Here is a 20,850-nt window from a genome sequence, read left to right on the forward strand (position 1 = left end):
ACCCTGCCCGCGGTCGGGCCCGGCGCCCTGCCCGTACTCCTCGACGACCTCCACCCCTACCGCACCGCGGGCGGGGGACTGGAGCAGCACGGGCTCAAGCCCGCCGCCTGTCTCGACGAGCGCGAGCGCAAGGACTGGGCCCAGTCCTGGTCCGGTGTGGAGCCGCTGCTCCGGCTCGGCGGCGCGCACCGGCCGACCGAGGCCGTGGTCCTGCTGCGCTGTGTGGTCCCGCTCGTCCCGCCGCCCGGATCGACGGTCGCGGGCGAGGGCGCCGCGCACTGCAGCGGCACCCGGCGCGAGGCGTTCGGCGCGGTCCTCAGCAGCAAGCCGTCGACCCCGGCGTTCATGGCGTCGACGCTGGTCCACGAACTCCAGCACACCAAGCTGGCCGCGCTCGGTACGCTCGTGCCGCTGCATCACGAGGACGCCACACCCCGGCACTTCGCGCCCTGGCGGTCCGACCCCCGGCCCTTCGACGGGCTGCTGCAAGGGGCGTACTCGCACATCGCGCTGGCCGACTACTGGCAGCGCTTCGCGCTCGGTGCCCGGAGCACCCGGCACCGCGACATGGCCTGGGCAGAGCACGCCCGCTGCCGCGAGCAGGTCGGAGCGGTGCTGCCCGTACTGGCCGGCTCCGGAGCGCTGACGCGGGAAGGCCGGATTCTCGTCAACGGCATGATCGAGCTCTACGACCATCTGGCTGATCATCCGCCTCCTCCGGGTCACCTTGCGCGCGCAGTGGCATATGTCAGTACCGCGCGCGTGATCTGGTGCCAGCGGAACGGGGCGCCAAGGACGTGAGCGGGACCGCATCAGCGCTGCGGAGGCCGGGTGCGGGTGTATGTTCGTAAGGCTTGTGACGAATCAGGGAGACGGTTCAATGCCCGGAGTACGTAAGCAAGTTGGAGCCACCGGGACGCGGACCGTCACCATCAGTTTCGCCGGGTTCAACCGGGCCTGGGCTGCCTGGATCGGCGACCGTCTCGAGCGCCGCGGGACGCGCGTCGTCTTCCAGCGCTGGGACCCGCCCGTCGAGACCCCTCTGGAGGAGACCCTCCGGGATCTGATGCTCGCCCCCGGCCGCATCCTCGTCGTGCTCAGCGAGTGGTACTTCCAGCTCGGCCCGCGCAGCCACGAGGAGTGGAACAGGGCGCTTCGCGAGGTGGTGGCCGACGACCCCGACCGGTTCGCCGCCGTCAACATCACCACCTCCCGCATCCCCGCCGCCACCGCCGTCTTCGGAGCTGCCGACCTCACCAACGTCGGCGCCGACGAGGCCGAACGGCGGCTCCTGGCCCGGCTCGACCTGCCCACCGAGCCGCTGCCCGACCCCGCGGACGACCGGCGCGGCCCGCGGTACCCCGCGGACACCCCCGAGGTGTGGGGCGGGGTCCCGCGCCGCAACACGCGTTTCACCGGCCGCGAGAGCCTGCTCAACGACGCGTACCACGCCCTCCAGGAGGCGGGCTCCGGTGCGGGCGTCGTGACCCTGCACGGCATGTCGGGAGTGGGCAAGACACAACTGGCCGCCGAGTACGTGTACCGCTTCGGGTCCGAGTACGACGTGGTGTGGTGGGTGTCCGCCGAGAAGCGGGTCACCTACCGGCAGAAGCTCGCCGAACTGGCCCCCGCACTGGGCCTGTCCACCGGCGCCGAGTACGGCGAGCGGCTGCGCGCCGCGCGTGACGCGCTGCGCCGCGGCGAGCCGTACTCCCGCTGGCTGCTCGTCCTCGACGGGGCCGACGAGCCCGAGCACATCTGGGATCTCGTGCCGACCGGCCCCGGGCACGTGCTGATCACGTCACGCAACCCGGAGTGGAGCGAGCACAACAGCAACATGCTGGAGGTGCCGGTCTACGACCGGGTGGAGTCGGTCGCCTTCATCCGCCGCCGCGCGCCCCGCCTCACCCACGCCGAGGCCGACCAGCTCGCGGAGGCGCTGGAGGACCTGCCGCTGCTGCTCGACCAGACCGCGGGCTGGCTCAACGACTCGGACATGTCGGTCGACGAGTACATCGCGCTCCTCGAAGGCGGCATCGACCAGGACGTCGTGAAGGTCTCGGCCGACTTCCCGCTCGCCTTCCAGACCGCATGGTCGATACTGCTGAACAAGCTCCGCGAGACCGTCCCCGAGTCCGTCGACCTGCTGCGTCTGTGCACCTTCTTCGCCCCGGGCTCCGTACCCGTACGGCTGCTGAAGGAGATGCCGTCGGGGGCGCTGCCCGAGCAGCTGACCGGACTGATGAACGACCCGCTGCTGTGGAACCGGGCGATCGGCCAGCTGCGGCAGTACTCGGTGGTGCGACTGGAGTCCCACGAGGCGGGATCCGACGAGGCTCCGTCATCGGGTGAGGCGCTCTATCTGCACCGCATGGTCCACCAGATCGTCCACAAGGACATCCCGGAACGGCATCAGAAGGAATTCGCCGACGTCGTCCGCCGCGCCCTCGCCGCCGCCGACCCCGGCCGCCCCACGGACACCCAGCTCTGGCCGAGGTACGCGGAGATCACCCCGCACCTCAAGTTCGCGGACGTCCTGCAGAGCACCGAGCCGGCAGTCCAGACGCTGGTCCTCAACTGCCTGCGCTACATGTATCTCTCCGGCGAGTACCGGGCGGGCATCAAGCTCGGTGAACGGGCCATGACCGCCTGGAAGGAACTCCTCGGCGAGACCCACTCCCGGGTCTGGGACCTCAGCTACCACTACGCCAATGTGCTGCGCGCCGTCGGCGACTACGCGGGCACCGAGGCCATCGAGCGCGCCGCCGTCGACCATCTGCGAGTCGAGCGGGGACCGCAGGACCTGGAGCATCTGCGCGCGGCGGGCGGTCTCGCCGCCGATCTGCGCGGGCTCGGGCAGTACGACGAGGCGGCGGAGCTGTCCGGCTGGGTGCTGGACGCGTACCGGGAGCTGCTCGGGGAGCAGGACTCGCGCACGCTCAACGCGCAGAACAACCTCGGTACTTCGCTACGGCTTCTGGGACGCTACAGCGAGGCGCTGGAACTCAATCGCCGCACCTTGGAGGCGCGCAGGCAGCTGCTGCTCGCACGGCACGCCTGGACCCTCTACTCGGAGATCAACTACGCGACGGACCTGCGCCTGCTGGGCCGCTACGGCGAGGCGGAGTCGCTGCAGGCGCAGAGCGTCCGTGTGCACCGGATCGTCATGGGCAGGGACAATCCGCAGACCCTGCGGGCCGAGCACAACCTCGCCCTGTGCCAGTACCGCATGGGCGAATGGGACAAGGCCAAGGAGCTGTTCACCCGCGTCCTGGAGCGCTGCGAGCGGGTGCTCGGTGAGAGCGATCCGCTCACCGTCATGTTCGCCGCGAGTCAGTGCTGCTTCGCCCGCGAGCACGGCGACATCGACCAGGCACGTGACATAAGCGAACGTGTCCTCGGCAGCTACACCGACATGCTCGGCGAGACCCACCCGTACACCGCGGGCACGCGCGGAAACCACGCCCTGATCCTGCGCAACGTCGGAGAGCGCGACACGGCCCACGCCATCGTCGAGAAGGCCCTCGCCGACATGACGCAAGCCGTCGGTGAGCAGCACCCCTGGACCCTGGGCTGTGCCATCAACGCCTCCGCACTCCGGAACCTGGTGGGCGACCCGGAGGGCGCCGCCGAACTGACCGAGGCCACGATCGCGCGGGCCACCGAGGTCCTGGGCAGGACCCATCCGCTGACCCTCTCCTCGCGGATCGCCCACGCGGCGGACCTGCGAGGTCTGCGGGACCGGCAGCGCGCGGACAAGATCGAGACCGAGGCGCTCGACGACCTCGCCGCGACGCTCGGCGCCCAGCATGTGCACACGGTCTCCGCCCGCTCGAGGAACCGCCCCTACTGGGACTTCGAGCCCCAGATGATCTGACCTCGGTCGACCGGCCCCGGATGCCCTGACCTGGACGCCGCACGCCGTACGCCGGACCGCACGGACGCCGGGCCGCGGAGTCGAGCGACGCCGGAGGGCCCGGCCCCGCATCATGCGGGGCCGGGCCCTCCGGTTCGTGCTTGCAGCAGATGCTGCGGTCAGGCGTCGAAGACCTCGTTGACCAGCTGCTGCTGCTCCGCCTGGTGCCGCTTCGCCGAGCCCACCGCCGGGGACGACGAGTGCGGGCGCGAGATGCGGCGCAGACGCTCGGCGCCCGGGATGTCCGCGCCGACGGCCAGGTCGAGGTGGTCGATCAGGTTGAGCGCGATGAACGGCCAGGCACCCTGGTTCGCCGGCTCCTCCTGGGCCCACAGGTACTTCTCGGCGTTCGAGAACTTGGCGATCTCCGCCTGGAGTTCGGCACCCGGCAGCGGGTACAGGCGCTCCAGCCGGATGATCGCGGTGTCCGTGACGCCCCGCTTCTGACGCTCGGCTTCGAGGTCGTAGTAGACCTTGCCGGAGCAGAAGACGACCTTGCGGACCGCGGCCGGGTCGACCGACGCGTCGCCGATCACCGGGCGGAAGCCGCCGGTGAGGAACTCGTCCGCCTTCGACGCCGCGGCCTTCAGACGCAGCATCGACTTCGGGGTGAAGACGATGAGCGGCTTGTGGTGCGGGTTGTGGACCTGCCAGCGCAGCAGGTGGAAGTAGTTCGACGGAAGGGTCGGCATCGCGACCGTCATGTTGTTCTGCGCGCAGATCTGGAGGAAGCGCTCCGGGCGGGCGGACGAGTGGTCCGGGCCCTGGCCCTCGTAGCCGTGCGGCAGGAGCAGCGTGACGCCGGAGGTCTGGCCCCACTTCTGCTCGGCCGAGGAGATGAACTCGTCGACGACGGTCTGCGCGCCGTTGACGAAGTCACCGAACTGGGCCTCCCACATGACCAGCGCGTCCGGGCGGGCCAGCGAGTAGCCGTACTCGAAGCCCATCGCCGCGTACTCGCTGAGCAGCGAGTCGTAGACGTTGAAGCGGGCCTGGTCCTCGGTCAGGTAGAGCAGCGGGGTGTAGTCCTCGCCGGTCTCCTGGTCGACGAGGACGCCGTGGCGCTGGCCGAAGGTGCCGCGGCGGGTGTCCTGGCCGGCGAGCCGGACCGTGGTGCCCTCCATCAGCAGGGAGCCGATGGCCAGGGTCTCGCCCATGCCCCAGTCGATCGTGCCGTCCTCGACGGAGGCCGCGCGGCGCTGCAGCTGCGGCAGCAGACGCGGGTGGACGGTGACGTTGTCGGGGACATTGACCTGGGACTCGGCGATCCGCTTCACGATCTCCTGGGAGACCGCGGTGCTGACGGCCACCGGGAACTCGGGCTGGGCGTCCGGGACATGGGCCGGAGCCGGCTGGGACGTGGCCTCGCGGACCTCGGCGAAGACCTTCTCCAGCTGTCCCTGGAAGTCCTGGAGCGCCTGCTCGGCCTCTTCCAGCGTGATGTCGCCACGACCGATGAGCGACTCGGTGTAGAGCTTGCGCACCGAGCGCTTCTTGTCGATCAGGTTGTACATCTGCGGGTTGGTGAACTGCGGGTTGTCGCCCTCGTTGTGACCACGGCGGCGGTAGCAGATGAGGTCGATCACGACGTCCTTGTTGAACGTCTGGCGGAACTCGAAGGCGAGGCGCGCCACGCGGACCACGGCTTCCGGGTCGTCGCCGTTCACATGGAAGATCGGCGCCTCGATCATGCGGGCCACGTCGGTCGCGTACATCGACGAACGCGAAGACTCCGGGGAGGCGGTGAAGCCGACCTGGTTGTTGATGACGATGTGGACCGTGCCGCCGGTGCGGTAGCCGCGCAGCTGGGACATGTTGAGCGTCTCGGCCACGACGCCCTGGCCGGCGAAGGCCGCGTCGCCGTGGAGCGCGACGGGCAGGACCGTGAAGTCCGTGCCGCCCTTGTTGATGATGTCCTGCTTGGCGCGGACGATGCCCTCGAGGACCGGGTCGACCGCCTCCAGGTGCGAGGGGTTGGCGGCCAGCGAGACCTTGATCTGCTCGCCGTCCAGGCCGGTGAAGGTGCCCTCGGCGCCCAGGTGGTACTTCACGTCGCCGGAGCCGTGCATCGACTTCGGGTCGAGGTTGCCCTCGAACTCACGGAAGATCTGCGCGTACGACTTGCCGACGATGTTCGCGAGCACGTTGAGACGGCCGCGGTGGGCCATGCCGACGACGACCTCGTCCAGGCGGGACTCGGCCGCGGCGTCGATGACCGCGTCGAGCAGCGGGATGACGGACTCGCCGCCCTCCAGCGAGAAGCGCTTCTGGCCGACGTACTTCGTCTGCAGGAAGGTCTCGAAGGCCTCGGCCGCATTGAGGCGGCGCAGGATCCGCAGCTGCTCCTCGCGCTCCGGCTTGGCGTGCGGGCGCTCCACGCGGTCCTGGATCCACTTGCGCTGCTTCGGGTCCTGGATGTGCATGAACTCGATGCCGGTGGTGCGGCAGTACGAGTCACGGAGCACGCCGAGGATGTCGCGGAGCTTCATCATCGACTTGCCGCCGAAGCCGCCGACCGCGAACTCGCGCTCCAGGTCCCACAGGGTGAGCCCGTGCTCGGTGATGTCCAGGTCGGGGTGCTTGCGCTGGCGGTACTCCAGCGGGTCGGTGTCGGCCATGACGTGGCCGCGGACCCGGTAGGAGTGGATCAGCTCGAAGACGCGCGCGGCCTTGGTGACGTCGTCGTCGTGCGAGGCGTCGATGTCCTTGAGCCAGCGGACCGGCTCGTAGGGGATGCGCAGCGACTCGAAGACGTCGTCGTAGAAGCCGTCCTCGCCGAGGAGGAGGTTGGCGACGACGCGCAGGAACTCGCCGGAGGCGGCGCCCTGGATGACCCGGTGGTCGTACGTCGAGGTCAGGGTCATGACCTTGGAGATGCCCAGCTTGTTCAGGGTGTCCTGGGAGGTGCCCTGGAACTCGGCCGGGTAGTCCATCGAGCCGACGCCCATGATCACCGACTGGCCCGGCATCAGACGCGGCACGGAGTGGACCGTGCCGAGGCCGCCGGGGTTGGTGAGGGAGACGGTGACGCCGGTGAAGTCGTCCATCGTCAGCTTGTTGTTGCGGGCGCGGCGGACGATGTCCTCGTAGGCCTGCCAGAACTCGAAGAAGTTCAGCGTCTCGGCCTTCTTGATGGCCGCGACGACGAGCTGGCGCTCACCGTTCGGCTTCACCAGGTCGATGGCGAGGCCGAGGTTGATGTGCGAGGGCTTGACCAGGACCGGCTTGCCGTCCTTCTCCGCGAAGGAGTTGTTCATCGACGGCATGGCCTTGATCGCCTGCACCATCGCGTAGCCGATGAGGTGGGTGAAGGAGATCTTCCCGCCCCGGGCGCGCTTGAGGTGGTTGTTGATGACGATCCGGTTGTCGAAGAGCAACTTCACCGGGACGGCGCGGACGGACGTGGCCGTCGGCAGCTCCAGGGAGGCGTTCATGTTCTTCGCGACGGCGGCGGAGGGGCCGCGGAGGGGCACGATCTCGGGACCCGCGGGGGTCTCCTCGGCCGCCTTCGCCGGCTGGGCCGCCTTGGCGGCGGGCTTCGCCGGAGCGGCCGGTGCCGGGGCCGGGGCCTTGGCGACCGGCGCGGCGGGCGCCGGAGCGGCCGGGGCCGGAGCGGCCGGGGCCGCCGGCTGGGCCGGGGCGGCGGCCGCGGGAGCCGTCGGGGTCACCGGCGCCGGAGCCTGTGCGGAGCCCGGCGTCGGCGTGCTTGCGGCAGCCGGAGTGGGCCCCGCTGCCCCCGCGGCAGCGGCGCCGGAGGCGGCCGTACCGCCGCCCGGCTTGTAGTCGGCGAAGAAGTCCCACCAGGCTCGGTCGACCGAATTCGGGTCCTGGAGGTACTGCTGGTAGATCTCGTCGACGAGCCACTCATTGGGACCGAACGCGGCAGCGGGGTTCTTCCCCTGCCCGTCAGGGTCGGTCGAAGTGCTCGAGTTACTGGGGGACTGAGACGACACGGCGGCAACCGCCCTCTTCCGCTTCACAAGGTGATGGACAGCGGAAATAAAGGCTACGCCTCCAGGGCCGGGAGGTGCAGGCCGGGCGTGGCCATCGTCGCCTAAGTCACACCAGCCGGTCGGTTTCGGCGCAGGAAATGGCGGGAAACAAGCGAGGTTCCCGTTTGAAATGGGTACGCACCACCGCGGCTACGGCCCAGTGGCCCGCACCCCTGACTGCCCACATGCAACATGTGGGACTCCGGTTCGAACCTTACGTCAACCGCGCCGCTGAGGGACTCCCGGAAGAGTGACCTGTATCCGGCACCCACGTGCCGATTCGGCCACGCCGATGCGCCCACCGTGCAGCTCCACCGCCCAGCGCGCGATCGCCAGGCCCAGACCCGTGCCCCCGTCGCTGCCGGGGCCGTGCGGGGACGGGACGCTGCCGCGGTTGAAGCGCTCGAAGACCTTGTGCCGCTCCGACTCCGGGATGCCGGGACCCTCGTCCACGACCTCCAGGTCCAGCGACTCCGCCTGTGTGCCGCGGCGGGCCCGTACTGTGACCCGGCCGTGCGGCGGGGAGTGCTTCACTGCGTTGTCGATCAGATTGGCCACCACCTGGTGCAGCCGCTCGGCGTCCGCGTGCGCCGTCAGCTCCGGCGGGGACACGTCGAGGTGCAGATGGACGTCCTTGCGGGTGTGGCTGCCGGAGCCGGAGGAGAGCCCGCGCCGCGCGGCGGCCAGATTGGCCTCCTTCAGCACGCCCGACAGGTAGGGCCACACCTCGAAACGCCGTGCCCTGAGTGGTACCACTCCGTTGTCGAGCCGTGACAGATCCAGCAGGGTCTCGACGAGCCGGCTGAGCCGCTCTGTCTGTTTCAGCGCCGTGCGCATCGTCTCCGGGTCGGCGGCGGAGACACCGTCCACGACGTTCTCCAGCACCGCGCGCAGGGCCGCGATGGGGGTGCGCAGCTCGTGGGAGACATTGGCGACCAGCTCCTTGCGGTGCCGGTCCACGGACTCTAGGTCGTCGGCCATGCGGTTGATCGTGTTCGCGAGGTCGCCGAGCTCGTCGCGGCGGTCGGCGCCGCTCACGCGCCGCGTGTAGTCACCGTGGGATATCGACTTGGCGACGGTGTTCATCTCGTCCAGCGGTGCGGTCAGGCCATGAGCCACGAACTGTGTGATCAGCAGGGTGGTGATCATCGCGAAGACGGTGATGTAGCGCAGCTCGGCCCCGGTCCTGAAGGCGACCAGCACGAGACCCGAGGTGATCAGCACCGACACCACGACCAGGGCGCCGAGCTTGGTCTTGATCGAGATCTCGACCGACCCCAGCTCGGACATGAGCCGGCTCAGCCGGCTCATGGCGCCGGGCTCTCCAGCGCGTAGCCGACGCCGTGGACGGTACGGATCCGCTCGGCGCCGATCTTGCGGCGCAGCGCCTTGATGTGGCTGTCGACCGTACGCGTGCCGGACGCGTCCGCCCAGTCCCAGACCTCCGCGAGCAGCTGCTCGCGGGAGAGGACCGCACGCGGGGTGTTCGCCAGGCAGACCAGCAGGTCGAACTCGGTCGGGGTGAGATGCACGTCCTCGCTCTTGACGCGGACCCGGCGCTGCGCGTGGTCGATCTCCAGCTCGCCGAGCCGCAGAATCCCGCTGCGCGGTGTCACGGCGGCCAGCGCCGCCCGCTCCACCCGGCGCAGCAGGACGTGCACGCGCGCGGCGAGCTCGCGCATCGAGAACGGCTTGGTCATGTAGTCGTCGGCGCCGACACCGAGCCCGACCAGCATGTCGGTCTCGTCGTCGCGTGCCGTGAGCATCAGGACCGGCACCGGACGCTGCGCCTGTACCCGGCGGCAGACCTCCAGGCCGTCGAAGCCGGGCAGCATCACGTCGAGGACCATCAGATCCGGCTGCCAGGCCTCGGCGGCGTCGACCGCTGCCGGGCCGTCCGTCGCCGTCTGGACCAGGAAGCCCTCCGCGCGCAGTCGCGCCCCGATGGCCTCCACGATGGTGGTGTCGTCCTCGACCACCAGCACCCGGCGCTGGGCACTTGTCGTCGTGTAGGACGACGCGCCATTGCTGCTGGTGTGTGTCTGCTCCATCGCCCCGCCCCTGTCGCGCACTGCGAGCTGCGTGTAGATCCGAGTGTCAGGTCAGTCAGCGTAAAGGCATCGATCGGCTCCCGGCTACGCAGGGCGAACAGCGAGATGGACCGCGTCCGGTACGCCTCGGGCAACGTGGATCTCTTCGGTCCTTACCCCGTTGAATCCGGCATTCCGCAATGACTCCTCGAAATCGGCGGAGGGCCGGGCCGACCACACGGCGAGTACTCCGCCGGGCCTCAACCGCCTTGCGCAGGCGGCAAGTCCGGCAGGCGAGTACAGGGATTCGTTGTCCTCGGTGACCGTCCAGCCGGGGCCGTTGTCGATGTCGAGGCAGAGCGCGTCGTACGTTTCGGAAGTGTTATGAACGTACGCGACGAGGTCCGTGGGAAGAATCACGGTCCGCGGGTCGGCGAGCGCGTCGGCGGAGATCGCGCGGAGCGGCCCTGTGCGATGCCAGTCGATGACCGCCTGCTCGCGCTCGACGACGGCGATCCGGCCCCAGCCGGGGTCGGCGGCGGCATGGGCCAGCGAGATTCCCACCCCGAGGCCGCCGATGAGCAGGGCGGGCGGGTCGGGGACCGGGGCCGAGGGCGGATCCGGGCGGTCGGCCAGGGCCCGCGCTGCGGCGTCGACCAGCAGCCGCTCCGAACGGCCGTCCGAGGTGTCCATCAGAAAACAGCCGTTGGCGATGATCTCGTGCACGGGCCGCCCGTCGGGACCGCCCCGCTCGCGCAGGACGACCTCGCCGTACGGTCCTTCGCGCCGGTCGAGCGTGCGGGGAGCCGATACATCGCTGGGCAGCACCATGAACTGCAGGGTATCGAGAGCCCGCCGGGAGGCGTGGCGCTATGGCCGCTCCGGACGGGCCCCGCGCCACGCGTACAGCGCGACCCCGGCGGCGTACGTGGTCAGCGCCACGGCCCAGGCGGCGCCCTGCGGACCGGGCTGCATCGGCCACGCCCACACGGCCGCCGCGCCGCCCGGAACCTGCGGCGCGGACACGTACACCGTGCTCAGGTACGCCGTCATGGGCAGCCAGCTGAGCCGTGCGCCGAGCAGGACGGCCGCGGCCGCCGTCACCCCGGCCGCGCCGAGCAGATTGCGCACCATCGCCGGGGCGCCGAACTGATCCGGATGCCCGGGCACGGAGAGCGCGAGCAGCAGCCCCGCGAGCACGGTCGGTCCCACGACCAGACCGACCCGGCGCGCCCACCAGGGGCGCACGGCCGTGCGGTCCAGTTCGTCGGCGTGCGTGAACAGTCCGGTGCCGACGGCCGAGGCGGCCAGCAGCGGGGCGAGCACGACGACGGGCACGCGCGCGGTGTGGTCGTACCCCTCGGCGGCCTGGAGGCGCCAGGCGCACCAGGCGGCGACGAGCGCGGTCGCGGCGAGGGCGGCGAGAGTGACGGGCAGAGCGCGGGAACGGGCGTACAGCACAGGGAGGTTCACGGGAGCGGCACCTCCGCCGCCGTGCAGGGGTCCGCGGCGAGGTAGCGCGTGAGATACGTACGCGCCTCGGCCGGGGACTTGGCTTCGAGCCTGGTCAAGTGTCCCTGCTCTGCGGGGCCGATGTACGGGCCCTGGCCTTCGGCGGGGGACAGCCACGCGAACACGGCGCTGTTGACCGCGGAGGCTCGTTCCCAGTCCGGCGCGTCGTAGTCGTTCTGGGCACACGTCTCGGACAACAGCGCGCTCACCCCGTTGGCGGCGTAGGCGTCAGGGCTGGTCAGCTTGCCGCGTATCGCCTCGAACGACGGGTTCGGGAGCTCGAGGTCTCCGGCTGCCCGCCCGCCGGGACCGACCACCCATCGGGTGGGGGCGCCCGGGATGCCGCGCAGCCGCGCGTTGAGGCCGGCCAGCGCGGCCGACGCCTCGGGCAGCAAGTGCCGCTCCGCGTACGGCAGGCACACCTGCGGGGTGCCGTCGTCGCAGACGCGACGCGTTGCTTCGGGATCGGGGCGCCACAGACCGTCGCCGGTCTGCGCGATGAGCACGGCGGCGGCGCAGGCGGCGGTGAGCGGTACGAGCGCGGTGGTACGGCGCCGGGCCGCGTACGCCAGCAGCGCGGCCGCGGCGAGGCCACCGGCCCAGACGATGCTCGCGGCCCCGAACCACCAGGCGGGCCGGTCCCAGGCGTAGTTGTGCTGGATTGCTGGATCGAGCCAGCGGGCGTCCGCCTCGCTGTAGGAGGGATAGCCGAGTCCGACGTATGTGAGCACGGCGAGCAGCGGCGCGGTGAAGCGCCAGGCGACGAGCCGGCCGACGACGAAGCCGAGCGTGCCGAGGGAGGCGAGGGTCACGGCGTCTGCGGCGACCAGTGCCAGATGCGGACTGTCGCCGCCGGCGTACGGCCAGGTCGCGAGCAGACAGCCGGTGGCGGCGGCGAGATACCCGGCGGCGGGCCAGAGGGCTGCGGGGGCGGCGGCGACCAGGGTCCGGCTCAGCGGACCGCGGGGCAGCGAGCCGAGCCAGGCGGTGGTGCGGCGACGGCGTTCCCGTCCGCCGTGCCAGCAGCCCGCGGCGACGGCGAGCGGCCCGCAGAGCAGCGCGGCGGTGATGCGGAGCAGATCGGTCGCGTCGGTCCAGTGGTTCTGCCAGCCGCCCAGGTAGCCGGCCTTGGAGTACATGGCGAACGCGACGACGGCGGTCGTGGCCGCGCCGGTCCAGGGGCCGACTCCGCGTCGCAGCTCGGTGAGGAGGGGGCGGGGGAGGCGCGGGCGCTGCGCGAGCGCGCCTTCCGGGGCGGGGGCGTCGGAGGTCACGACCGCGGTCATCGGAGGGCTCCCGACCTGTGGGCCCGCAGTGCCGCCGTGTAGCCCCGCTCGATGGCGTTGGCCGCATCGTCCGCGGAGTCCCTGCCCAGCGCGGTGAGTTCGGCGGTCGTCCCGCGGTAGGCCACCCGACCCGCGTCGAGGAGGGTCACCTCGGAGCAGGCGGCGGCGACGTCCTCGACGAGGTGGGTGGAGACGATCACGGTGGAGGTGGTGCCCACGTCGCGGAGCAGTGCCCGGAACTCGACGCGCTGCTCCGGATCGAGACCGGCGGTCGGCTCGTCGAGCAGCAGCAACTCGGGTTCGTTGACGATCGCCTGGGCGATGCCGACGCGTCGCACCATGCCGCCCGACAGCGACTTCACCTTGGCGTCGATCCGGTCAGCGAGGCCCACTCGCCCGACCGCGCGCTCCACCGCGGCCGCGACCCGCACGGGGTCCATCTCCTTGAGCCACGCCACGTACTCGACGAACTCCCGGACCGTGAAGCCCGGGTAGTAGCCGAACTCCTGCGGCAGATATCCCAGCCGGCGCCGGACCTCCACACGGTCACGCTGCGCGGCGGCGTCGCGGCCGAGCAGTTCCACCCGCCCGGCGGCCGGTGCGGCGACGGTCGCCAGGACCCGGATGAGCGAGGTCTTGCCGGCGCCGTTCGGGCCGAGGAGCCCGTGCACGCCGGTGCCGAAGGCGAGGCTCACTGTGTCGAGCGCTACGGTTCGGCGGTGCCGGACCGTGAGCTCGCCGACGCTGATCGTGTTCACAGGTTCCCCCAGTGTCCGAAGGACGGATAGTCGAACGCCCGGCGGCGCAGGGCGAGCAGCCCGGCGCACACCGCGGCAGCCACGGCCCAGGCGGACTGGACCGCGGCCCCGGAGACGTACGGGCCGACGCGGGCGGTGAGTTCGGCGGCCGGTGCGGCGAGCAGCCGGCCGGTGACGAGCGCCGGGCCGACGGCCGCGGACAGCCATCCCACGGCGACCAGCGCGGCGGCCGCGCGGCAGCCCACGTACGAGCCGAGCGCGAGTGCCGCCAGGGTGAGCGCGAGCCCGGGCAGCAGCCAGGCGGCGGCGCCCGGCATCCCGGCCCGGCCCGGCAGCACGGCCCCCGCGACGGTCAGCAGCGGCACGCTCACGGTCAGCACCGTGGCGGTCCGTGCCAGCAGCAGCCGAAGCCCGCCCGACGGTGTGGACGCGGCGATCTCGTGGAGCGGGTCCGCGCGCCGCCCGTACGACAGCGCCACCCCGGCGAGGGGCACCACGGGCGCCACGGCGGCGAGCAACGGCCGCGTCCCGGCGAACCCGGCCCCGTACCCGAGCCCCACGGCCGCCACGACCACCAGCCCGAGCGCCACCAGCCACGCCTCGTGCAGCGCGGGCCCGGCGGCCCACATCCTGCGCGCGACCGCCCGGGCACTCCGGACCGCACGCCGCAGCCCCGTCGCTGTGCTGGTGCCGGTGCCGGGGGCGTCCGGCATCGCGGCGAGCCGAGTGCGCCGTCGGGCCTCGCGCGGCCGGGACTCTGTGCCGTGGTGCGCCGCCGACGGGGCGGAAGAGCCACGCCGCCCGCGCGCAGGGAGAACCGGCAGGTCGCGTATGCGACGCGCGGCAAGGGCCGCTGCCCATGTCCGTCGGCGCGCCGCGTCACCGTCGGTACCCGGTGCCCCGGTCCTCGCGGGCCTGGCAGGCCCTGTGGGCCTCAGGGGCCCTCTCGGCTTCTCGGGCTTCTCGCCCACAGGCAGAATCGTGCCGTCGGCCGCCGCCGCCGTCTCGTGCTGTCCGGCCTGACCACGGTGATCGAGTGCGTCTGCCTCAGCAGTGGCCGCCTGTGCCAGGACCGCCGTGCGGACCGAGTCCAGCAGCGCGGCCGCCGGCGTCGCGCGAACCGCGGCAGAGACGCGTCCGGCGCAGCTGCCGCAGGACTCGACGTGCTTCTCCACGGACCAGGCGTCCGGTTCGGGGAGCGCACCCGTGGCGTACCGGGCGGCCAGGGCGTCGTTCACGTGCCAGTCGCGGGCACGGTCGGGCGCGGTCATGCGGTGCCTCCCAACGGGTCGGTGCCGGGCGCCGGGCGGACGAGCGTGGCCCGCAGCTCGCGACGGGCGCGCCGGGCGCGGGTCTTGACGGTTCCCTCGGGTATGCCGAGCAGCCGCGCGGCCTCACGGGTCGTCAGCCCGTCGATGACCGTGGCGCGCAGGACGTCCCGCAGCTCGGGCGAGATGCGGTCGAGCGCCGCGCCCACGTCGCCGTACTCCAGCCCCGCCAGCACCCGGTCCTCCGCCGACGGCACGGCCGCGACGGGCAACTGCTCGACCGGGGCGGGTTCGTCGGCCCGTCCACCTGCGCGGCGCCGGGCGTCGACCAGCCTGCGGGCCGCGATCACCCAGAGCCAGCCGCCCGCCTCGCCGCCGCGGTGCGATCCCGCGGACCGCCAAGCGGTCACGAAGGTGTCCTGCAGGACTTCCCGTACGGTCTCGGGATCCGCGCACCGACGCGTCAGCCGGGCGTGCAGCCAGCCCGCGTGCCGGTCGTACAGCGTGGCGAGCGCTTCCGAGTCCCCGTGTGCGACGGCCCGCAGCAGCGCCGCGTCGTCGTCCCGGTCTGCCCCCGTGGGGCGCAACAGTCTCACGACCTCTCTATCGCACGGGGGAGTGCGATCGGTTCACGGGCGTGCGCGGCTGCCCGGTGTGGCGCAGACCATAGACGGAGCGAACGACGATCGCGTGGGCCGGGCGGGGTCGGGGCGTCGATCGAAGGAGCCTCACGCGCTGCAGCCGCTCGAGTCGGACGAGTTGAGTGGGCCGGATGCGCCGGACGACGGGACGGCCGGTTCCGGCCTGCTGGGCGGCGTCCCGCGCCGGCGGACCTCCTCGGGCGCGTCAGGGTGCCTTGGGGTCGTAGTACACGCTGACCAGCGGCGCGATCACCCGCCACCCCAGCGCCTCGTACAGCGCCCGTCCGTCGGGCGTCCCGCCCAGCACGCCGGTCGTGGCGCCTTCCTCGACCGCGGCGTTCTGGAGCGTACGCATCACCAGGCTGCCGAGGCCCTTGCGCCGGTGCTCCGGGGCGGTCTCGATCTGATCGACGACCGCGGGTCGCGCCGGTCCGCCCCGCGCGATCTGCCCGCGGGCGGCGAAGGCCCCGTCGTCCCTCGTGACCAGGGCCTTCGTCACACCCCCGTGCGTCCACGTCCGCAGCCGGTGCCCTGCCGGTACGGCGCCGGGCTCCTCGTGGCGCAGCTCCGCCGTCATCAGGAACCCGGGCTCGTCGGGGGTCCAGTCGGGCCCGAGCAGGTCCAGGACCTTCTCCGGATCCTCGAAGACCTTGAGCCAGCGGCCGGGCGTCCGGGCCGCCCCGGCGACCTTGCGGACCGCCGACCCACCGCCGTCGGTCAGCACGTGGTGGGTGGTGTGCAGGGGCAGACCGACGTCGATCGTGAAGCCCCAGGGCTCGGCGACGGGCTCCGCCGCACCTCGCGACACGACCCAGCCGTCCACCCAGGCGCGTACCGTGTTCGTAAGGGATGAATCTGTCATACGCTTATTACATCGGCTGGTCACGGGATCCGGTACGCGTGATCGCTCACAGCGAACACCGCTCGGGGAACATCTCGTCGCCCTTCTGCATTGAGTCGGCATAGCTCAACTTGACTGCCGAAGGGGAGATCATGGCTGCTGAGTCCTCGTCGTACAACGACGCCCTCACCCTGCCCGTGCTGCCACTCGACGACGAGGTCGTGCTGCCCGGGATGGTGGTACCGCTCGACCTGTCCGACGCCGACGTACGGGCCGCGGTGGAGGCCGCCCAGGCCGCCGCTCGGTCACAGCCGGGCAAGCCCAGGGTGCTGCTCGTGCCGCGCATCGACGGGACGTACGCCGCGACCGGCGTGCTCGGCACCGTCGAGCAGGTCGGCCGGCTCTCGGACGGCGACCCGGGTGCCCTGATCCGCGGCCGCAGCCGGGTGCGCATCGGCGCGGGTACGACCGGACCGGGCGCCGCCCTCTGGGTGGAGGGCACCGGCGTCGACGAGACCGTGCCGGACCCGCTGCCCGGGCACGTCACCGAGCTCGTCAAGGAGTACAAGGCGCTCGCCACCAACTGGCTGAAGAAGCGCGGTGCCTGGCAGATCGTCGACCGCGTCCAGCAGATCGACGACGTCTCGGCCCTCGCCGACAACTCCGGCTACTCGCCGTTCCTGACCACCGCCCAGAAGGTGGAGCTGCTGGAGACCGGCGACCCGGTCGCCCGGCTCAAGCTCGCCACCGAACGGCTCCGCGAGCACCTCGCGGAGCAGGACGTCGCCGAGTCCATCGCCAAGGACGTCCAGGAGGGCGTCGACAAGCAGCAGCGCGAGTTCCTGCTGCGCCGCCAGCTCGAGGCCGTGCGCAAGGAGCTGCGCGAGCTCAACGGTGAGTCCGAGGGCGACGAGTCCGACGACTACCGTGCCCGGGTCGAGGCCGCCGACCTCCCGGAGAAGGTCCGCGAGGCGGCACTCAAGGAGGTCGAGAAGCTGGAGCGGTCCAGCGACCAGAGCCCGGAGGGCTCCTGGATCCGCACCTGGCTCGACACCGTCCTCGAACTGCCGTGGAACGAGCGCACGGAGGACGGGTACGACATCCAGGGTGCGAAGGCGATCCTGGACGCCGAGCACGCGGGCCTGGACGACGTGAAGGAACGGATCACCGAGTACCTGGCGGTGCGCAAGCGGCGTGCCGACCGGGGGCTGGGCGTGGTCGGCGGGCGGCGCGGGGGTGCGGTTCTCGCGCTCGTCGGCCCGCCCGGCGTGGGCAAGACCTCGCTCGGCGAGTCCGTCGCGCACGCGATGGGGCGGAAGTTCGTCCGCGTCGCGCTCGGCGGCGTACGGGACGAGGCGGAGATCCGCGGCCACCGGCGTACGTACGTCGGCGCGCTGCCCGGTCGTGTCGTCCGCGCCATCAAGGAGGCCGGGTCGATGAACCCGGTGGTCCTGCTCGACGAGATCGACAAGGTCGGCTCCGACTTCCGCGGCGACCCGGCGGCGGCGCTGCTGGAGGTCCTCGACCCGGCGCAGAACCACACGTTCCGCGACCACTACCTGGAGGTCGAGCTCGACCTGTCCGACGTGGTCTTCCTGGCCACGGCGAACGTCCTGGAGGCCATCCCGGAGGCCCTGCTGGACCGGATGGAGCTGGTCAGGCTCGACGGCTACACCGAGGACGAGAAGGTCGTCATCGCCCGCGACCACCTGCTCCCGCGCCAGCTGGAGCGGGCGGGGCTGGCCGACGGCGAGGTCACCATCGAGGAGTCCGCGCTGCGCATGCTGGCGGGCGAGTACACCCGTGAGGCGGGCGTACGGAACCTGGAGCGGGCGGTCGCGAGGCTGCTGCGGAAGGTGGCCGCCCAGCACGAACTGGGCGACCGCGAGCTGCCGATTGCCGTCGGTGCGGGCGATCTGCGCGCGCTGATCGGCCGGCCGCACCACGTGCCCGAGTCCGCCCAGGACCCGGCCGAGCGTCGGACGGCCGTGCCCGGTGTGGCTACCGGGCTCGCGGTGACCGGCGCGGGCGGCGACGTCCTGTACGTCGAGGCGTCGCTGGCCGACCCGGAGACGGGCGCGGCCGGGCTGACCCTGACCGGTCAGCTGGGTGACGTCATGAAGGAGTCCGCGCAGATCGCGCTGAGCTTCCTCCGCTCACACGGTGCGGAGCTGGAGCTGCCGGTCGCCGACCTCAAGGACCGGGGTGTGCACATCCACTTCCCGGCGGGCGCGGTGCCGAAGGACGGCCCGAGCGCGGGCATCACGATGACGACGGCGCTGGCGTCGCTGCTGTCCGGGCGGCAGGTCCGCACGGATGTGGCGATGACCGGAGAGGTGTCGCTGACCGGGCGGGTGCTGCCGATCGGCGGCCTGAAGCAGAAGCTTCTGGCCGCGCACCGGGCCGGGACGACGACCGTCGTGATCCCCAAGCGGAACGAGGCGGACCTGGACGACGTCCCGGCGGAGGTCCTGGAGAAGCTGGACGTCCACCCGGTGACGGACGTCCGCCAGGTCCTGGAGATCGCCCTCTCCCCGGCCGAGGTCCCGGTCCCGGCGGCGGCCTAGCCCTTCCGGAGGCTCCTGCCCCCGCGTCCCCTGTGCCCCTGCGGGCGGGGGACGCGGGGGTTTCCCGTGCCCGGCAGGGCGACCGGTGTGTCCGCCCTCAAGCGCCGGACGGGCTCGCTGGGCGCGCCCGGTACCGCGCGGTGGGCCGGTGTGTCCGCCCTCAAGCGCCGGACGGGCTCGCTGGGCGCGCCCGGTACCGCGCGGTGGGCCGGTGTGTCCGTCCCCAAGCGCCGGACGGGCTCCGGTGGGCGCGCCCGGTACCGCGCGGTGGGCCGGTGTGTCCGTCCCCAAGCGCCGGACGGGCTCCGGTGGAGCGCCCAGCCCTCGCGCCCGCCAGGGCGTCCAGGACTCGACCCCGCGCTGAGGCGTCCCCGGCGCCCGCAGGGCGTAGGAGGGACTGCGCCCTGCCCTGGGGGTTCGGGGCGGAGCCCTCGCAACCGGGGCTGGGGCGGAGCCCCAGTTCGGGAAGGGGCGGGGTGGGGCTTCGCCGCGCGGAGATCCGTCGGCGGAAGAGGGGCCGGTCCCTGCCGTTGGTCTACGCCTGCGAAATACTGGACGAGCTGCGGCAACGGCCGCCGCCGAAAGACACTTTCATCGTCGGGAAAGCGCACGAAGGGTGCTGACGTGCACGTAAGCGGTACGGGGAGTGAAGAGGAGCCCACGGGAGGGAGTGGTGTGGACCACGAATTCCAGGAGTACCTCGCCCTGGAGCGTGAGCTGGCCGTCTTTCTGCGCCGCGCCCGTGCGAACTCCGGCGAGATGGCTCGTGAGGTCCACCCGGAACTGGAGCCCGCGGCCTACGGACTGTTCGTACGCCTGGAGGAGTCCGGCCGGCAGCGCGCCACCGACCTCGCGGCCTTCTTCGGCGTCGGCAAGGCGACCATGAGCCGGCAGCTCCGCGCGCTGGAGGAGCTCGGCCTCGTGGCCCGCGAGCCCGACCCGGCCGACGGGCGCGCCTCGCTCGTCCGGCTCACCGACGAAGGGCTCGCCCGCTTCCGCCGTGTACGGAACGCACGGCGCGAGCGGTACGTACGGAAGCTCGCCGACTGGGACCGTGGTGAGGTCGCCGAACTCGCCCGGCTGCTCCACCAGCTCAACATGCGGGCGGAGGGCCCGTAGGACCTTTCGGGCCCCTGGCCCGTCACGCCCCAGGCCCGTCACGCCCCAGGCCCGTCACGCCCCCTGGCCCCCGAGCTGCCAGGGGGCGCCCGGGCCTCCGGGACCCTCAGGGTCCCTCGAGCCGCGCGTACACCGCCGTCGCGTCGTCGTGCTTCTTCCAGCGCCGCGCGCCGCCCCGGGCCGCGTCCGCGCGCTCCAGCGCCCGCACCCGCTCGATCAGCCCGTGCGGCCCCTCCTTGTCGAGCAGACCCACGAGGTCCGCCCAGCCGCCCTCCTCGAAGAGGTCGGTCCAGCGGGACGCGCCGTCGGTGAGCGCCGCCACCGCCCGTACATCCGCCCGTGGCGTACGGTCCGTGACCGCGCGCTCCGCCACCGCCGGGTCCGCGGCCGCCGTGAAGAAGCCGCCCTCCTTGTTGCGCAGGGCGTCGGTCGCGCTCAGTGACCGCAGGATCTCCCGCGGGATCCGGTCCAGCCGGTCGTCGAGAAGGGCCCGCACGGACCCGTCCGGCGACTCCAGCAGCAGGGTCGAATCGGAGAGGACGAGCTGCTCGACCCACTCCTCGTCCCAGCGTGCGACGACGACCGTCGCCTGCGGCGTACGCACGTGAGAAAGCTCACAGGTGTCGCGGTGGGCATCCGCGGTGCGCCGGATGGACAACGCCAGAACCTCGGTCAGCGGTATATCCCGCCGCGAACCGGACAGTTCGATCAATGCGCCACCGAGCCGGGCGGTGAACCACGGCACCCCGTGCACACATCCGTCGTCTCCCCTGGGAGGAGTCACCCCGTCCAGGGCCACCAGGCAACCGCCCTGGCCGGACGCGGGGAGCGCGATGGACGCCCAGTCCTCGTTGGGGCGTTCGGGATCGCCCGGTTCGGTCGCGAGTGCGAAACGCATGATCCCCAGTCTGCCCGAGCCG

The 20,850-nt window shown here is 72.1% G+C and carries 15 protein-coding genes; 4 read left to right on the forward strand and 11 right to left on the reverse strand.

What is annotated here, in order from left to right:
- Together ABT078_RS02385 and fxsT are read left to right on the forward strand one after the other, a co-directional pair.
- On the forward strand, positions 1–801 hold an 801-nt coding region (locus ABT078_RS02385), incomplete at its 5' end, for an aKG-HExxH-type peptide beta-hydroxylase (protein WP_351222951.1).
- 79 nt (positions 802–880) lie between these two features.
- Positions 881–3,877, forward strand: a complete 2,997-nt coding sequence (gene fxsT / locus ABT078_RS02390; RefSeq protein ID WP_351222953.1) for an FxSxx-COOH system tetratricopeptide repeat protein — start codon at positions 881–883, stop codon at positions 3,875–3,877.
- Positions 3,878–4,035: 158 nt separating this feature from the next.
- On the opposite strand, the gene ABT078_RS02395 is transcribed toward fxsT, so the two are convergent.
- The 10 genes from ABT078_RS02395 to ABT078_RS02440 form a co-directional block, all read right to left on the reverse strand.
- Positions 4,036–7,869 carry a multifunctional oxoglutarate decarboxylase/oxoglutarate dehydrogenase thiamine pyrophosphate-binding subunit/dihydrolipoyllysine-residue succinyltransferase subunit gene (locus tag ABT078_RS02395; protein ID WP_351222955.1) on the reverse strand — a complete coding sequence of 1,278 codons (3,834 nt, stop codon included), beginning with the start codon at positions 7,867–7,869 and terminating at the stop codon, positions 4,036–4,038.
- Positions 7,870–8,127: 258 nt separating this feature from the next.
- The gene (locus ABT078_RS02400; RefSeq protein ID WP_351222957.1) at positions 8,128–9,219 is read right to left on the reverse strand and encodes a HAMP domain-containing sensor histidine kinase; all 1,092 of its coding nucleotides are present in this window, start codon (positions 9,217–9,219) and stop codon (positions 8,128–8,130) included.
- Positions 9,216–9,959, reverse strand: coding sequence for a response regulator transcription factor (locus ABT078_RS02405; RefSeq protein ID WP_351222959.1), 744 nt, complete (start codon positions 9,957–9,959; stop codon positions 9,216–9,218). The genes ABT078_RS02400 and ABT078_RS02405 overlap by 4 nt, the downstream gene beginning before the upstream one ends.
- 84 nt (positions 9,960–10,043) lie before the next feature.
- Positions 10,044–10,769: a spermidine synthase family protein gene (locus ABT078_RS02410; RefSeq protein ID WP_351222961.1), complete on the reverse strand. Its 726-nt coding sequence runs from the start codon at positions 10,767–10,769 to the stop codon at positions 10,044–10,046.
- A gap of 39 nt (positions 10,770–10,808) precedes the next feature.
- Positions 10,809–11,411: a hypothetical protein gene (locus ABT078_RS02415; protein ID WP_351222963.1), complete on the reverse strand. Its 603-nt coding sequence runs from the start codon at positions 11,409–11,411 to the stop codon at positions 10,809–10,811.
- Positions 11,408–12,736, reverse strand: coding sequence for a hypothetical protein (locus ABT078_RS02420; RefSeq protein ID WP_351222965.1), 1,329 nt, complete (start codon positions 12,734–12,736; stop codon positions 11,408–11,410). Before ABT078_RS02420 ends, ABT078_RS02415 begins: the two co-directional genes overlap by 4 nt.
- Entirely contained in the window at positions 12,733–13,494 is a 762-nt protein-coding gene (locus tag ABT078_RS02425; protein WP_351222967.1) for an ABC transporter ATP-binding protein, read from the reverse strand. The genes ABT078_RS02420 and ABT078_RS02425 overlap by 4 nt, the downstream gene beginning before the upstream one ends.
- On the reverse strand, positions 13,491–14,765 hold the full coding sequence (locus ABT078_RS02430; protein ID WP_351222969.1) for a zf-HC2 domain-containing protein: 1,275 nt from the start codon (positions 14,763–14,765) through the stop codon (positions 13,491–13,493). Before ABT078_RS02430 ends, ABT078_RS02425 begins: the two co-directional genes overlap by 4 nt.
- Positions 14,762–15,358, reverse strand: a complete 597-nt coding sequence (locus ABT078_RS02435; RefSeq protein WP_351222971.1) for an RNA polymerase sigma factor — start codon at positions 15,356–15,358, stop codon at positions 14,762–14,764. Before ABT078_RS02435 ends, ABT078_RS02430 begins: the two co-directional genes overlap by 4 nt.
- Positions 15,359–15,608: 250 nt before the next feature.
- Positions 15,609–16,265: a GNAT family N-acetyltransferase gene (locus ABT078_RS02440; protein WP_351222973.1), complete on the reverse strand. Its 657-nt coding sequence runs from the start codon at positions 16,263–16,265 to the stop codon at positions 15,609–15,611.
- 131 nt (positions 16,266–16,396) lie between these two features.
- Between ABT078_RS02440 and lon the strand changes: the two genes are divergently transcribed.
- On the forward strand, positions 16,397–18,811 hold the full coding sequence (lon, locus tag ABT078_RS02445; protein WP_351222975.1) for an endopeptidase La: 2,415 nt from the start codon (positions 16,397–16,399) through the stop codon (positions 18,809–18,811).
- A gap of 624 nt (positions 18,812–19,435) precedes the next feature.
- Entirely contained in the window at positions 19,436–19,930 is a 495-nt protein-coding gene (locus ABT078_RS02450; RefSeq protein WP_351222977.1) for a MarR family winged helix-turn-helix transcriptional regulator, read from the forward strand.
- A 106-nt stretch (positions 19,931–20,036) separates the two neighbouring features.
- On the opposite strand, the gene ABT078_RS02455 is transcribed toward ABT078_RS02450, so the two are convergent.
- Positions 20,037–20,828, reverse strand: a complete 792-nt coding sequence (locus ABT078_RS02455; RefSeq protein WP_351222979.1) for a protein phosphatase 2C domain-containing protein — start codon at positions 20,826–20,828, stop codon at positions 20,037–20,039.
- Positions 20,829–20,850 lie beyond the last annotated feature (22 nt).

It is taken from the genome of Streptomyces sp. NPDC002133 (genome assembly GCF_040296405.1).
GTDB lineage: Bacteria > Actinomycetota > Actinomycetes > Streptomycetales > Streptomycetaceae > Streptomyces.

Coding starts and splice junctions, on each gene's coding strand:
- fxsT (WP_351222953.1), top strand. CDS start 881: ATGCCCGGAGTACGTAAGCAAGTTGGAGCCACCGGGACGCGGACCGTC.
- ABT078_RS02400 (WP_351222957.1), bottom strand. CDS start 9,219: ATGAGCCGGCTGAGCCGGCTCATGTCCGAGCTGGGGTCGGTCGAGATC.
- ABT078_RS02405 (WP_351222959.1), bottom strand. CDS start 9,959: ATGGAGCAGACACACACCAGCAGCAATGGCGCGTCGTCCTACACGACG.
- ABT078_RS02410 (WP_351222961.1), bottom strand. CDS start 10,769: ATGGTGCTGCCCAGCGATGTATCGGCTCCCCGCACGCTCGACCGGCGC.
- ABT078_RS02420 (WP_351222965.1), bottom strand. CDS start 12,736: ATGACCGCGGTCGTGACCTCCGACGCCCCCGCCCCGGAAGGCGCGCTC.
- ABT078_RS02430 (WP_351222969.1), bottom strand. CDS start 14,765: ATGACCGCGCCCGACCGTGCCCGCGACTGGCACGTGAACGACGCCCTG.
- ABT078_RS02440 (WP_351222973.1), bottom strand. CDS start 16,265: ATGACAGATTCATCCCTTACGAACACGGTACGCGCCTGGGTGGACGGC.
- lon (WP_351222975.1), top strand. CDS start 16,397: ATGGCTGCTGAGTCCTCGTCGTACAACGACGCCCTCACCCTGCCCGTG.
- ABT078_RS02455 (WP_351222979.1), bottom strand. CDS start 20,828: ATGCGTTTCGCACTCGCGACCGAACCGGGCGATCCCGAACGCCCCAAC.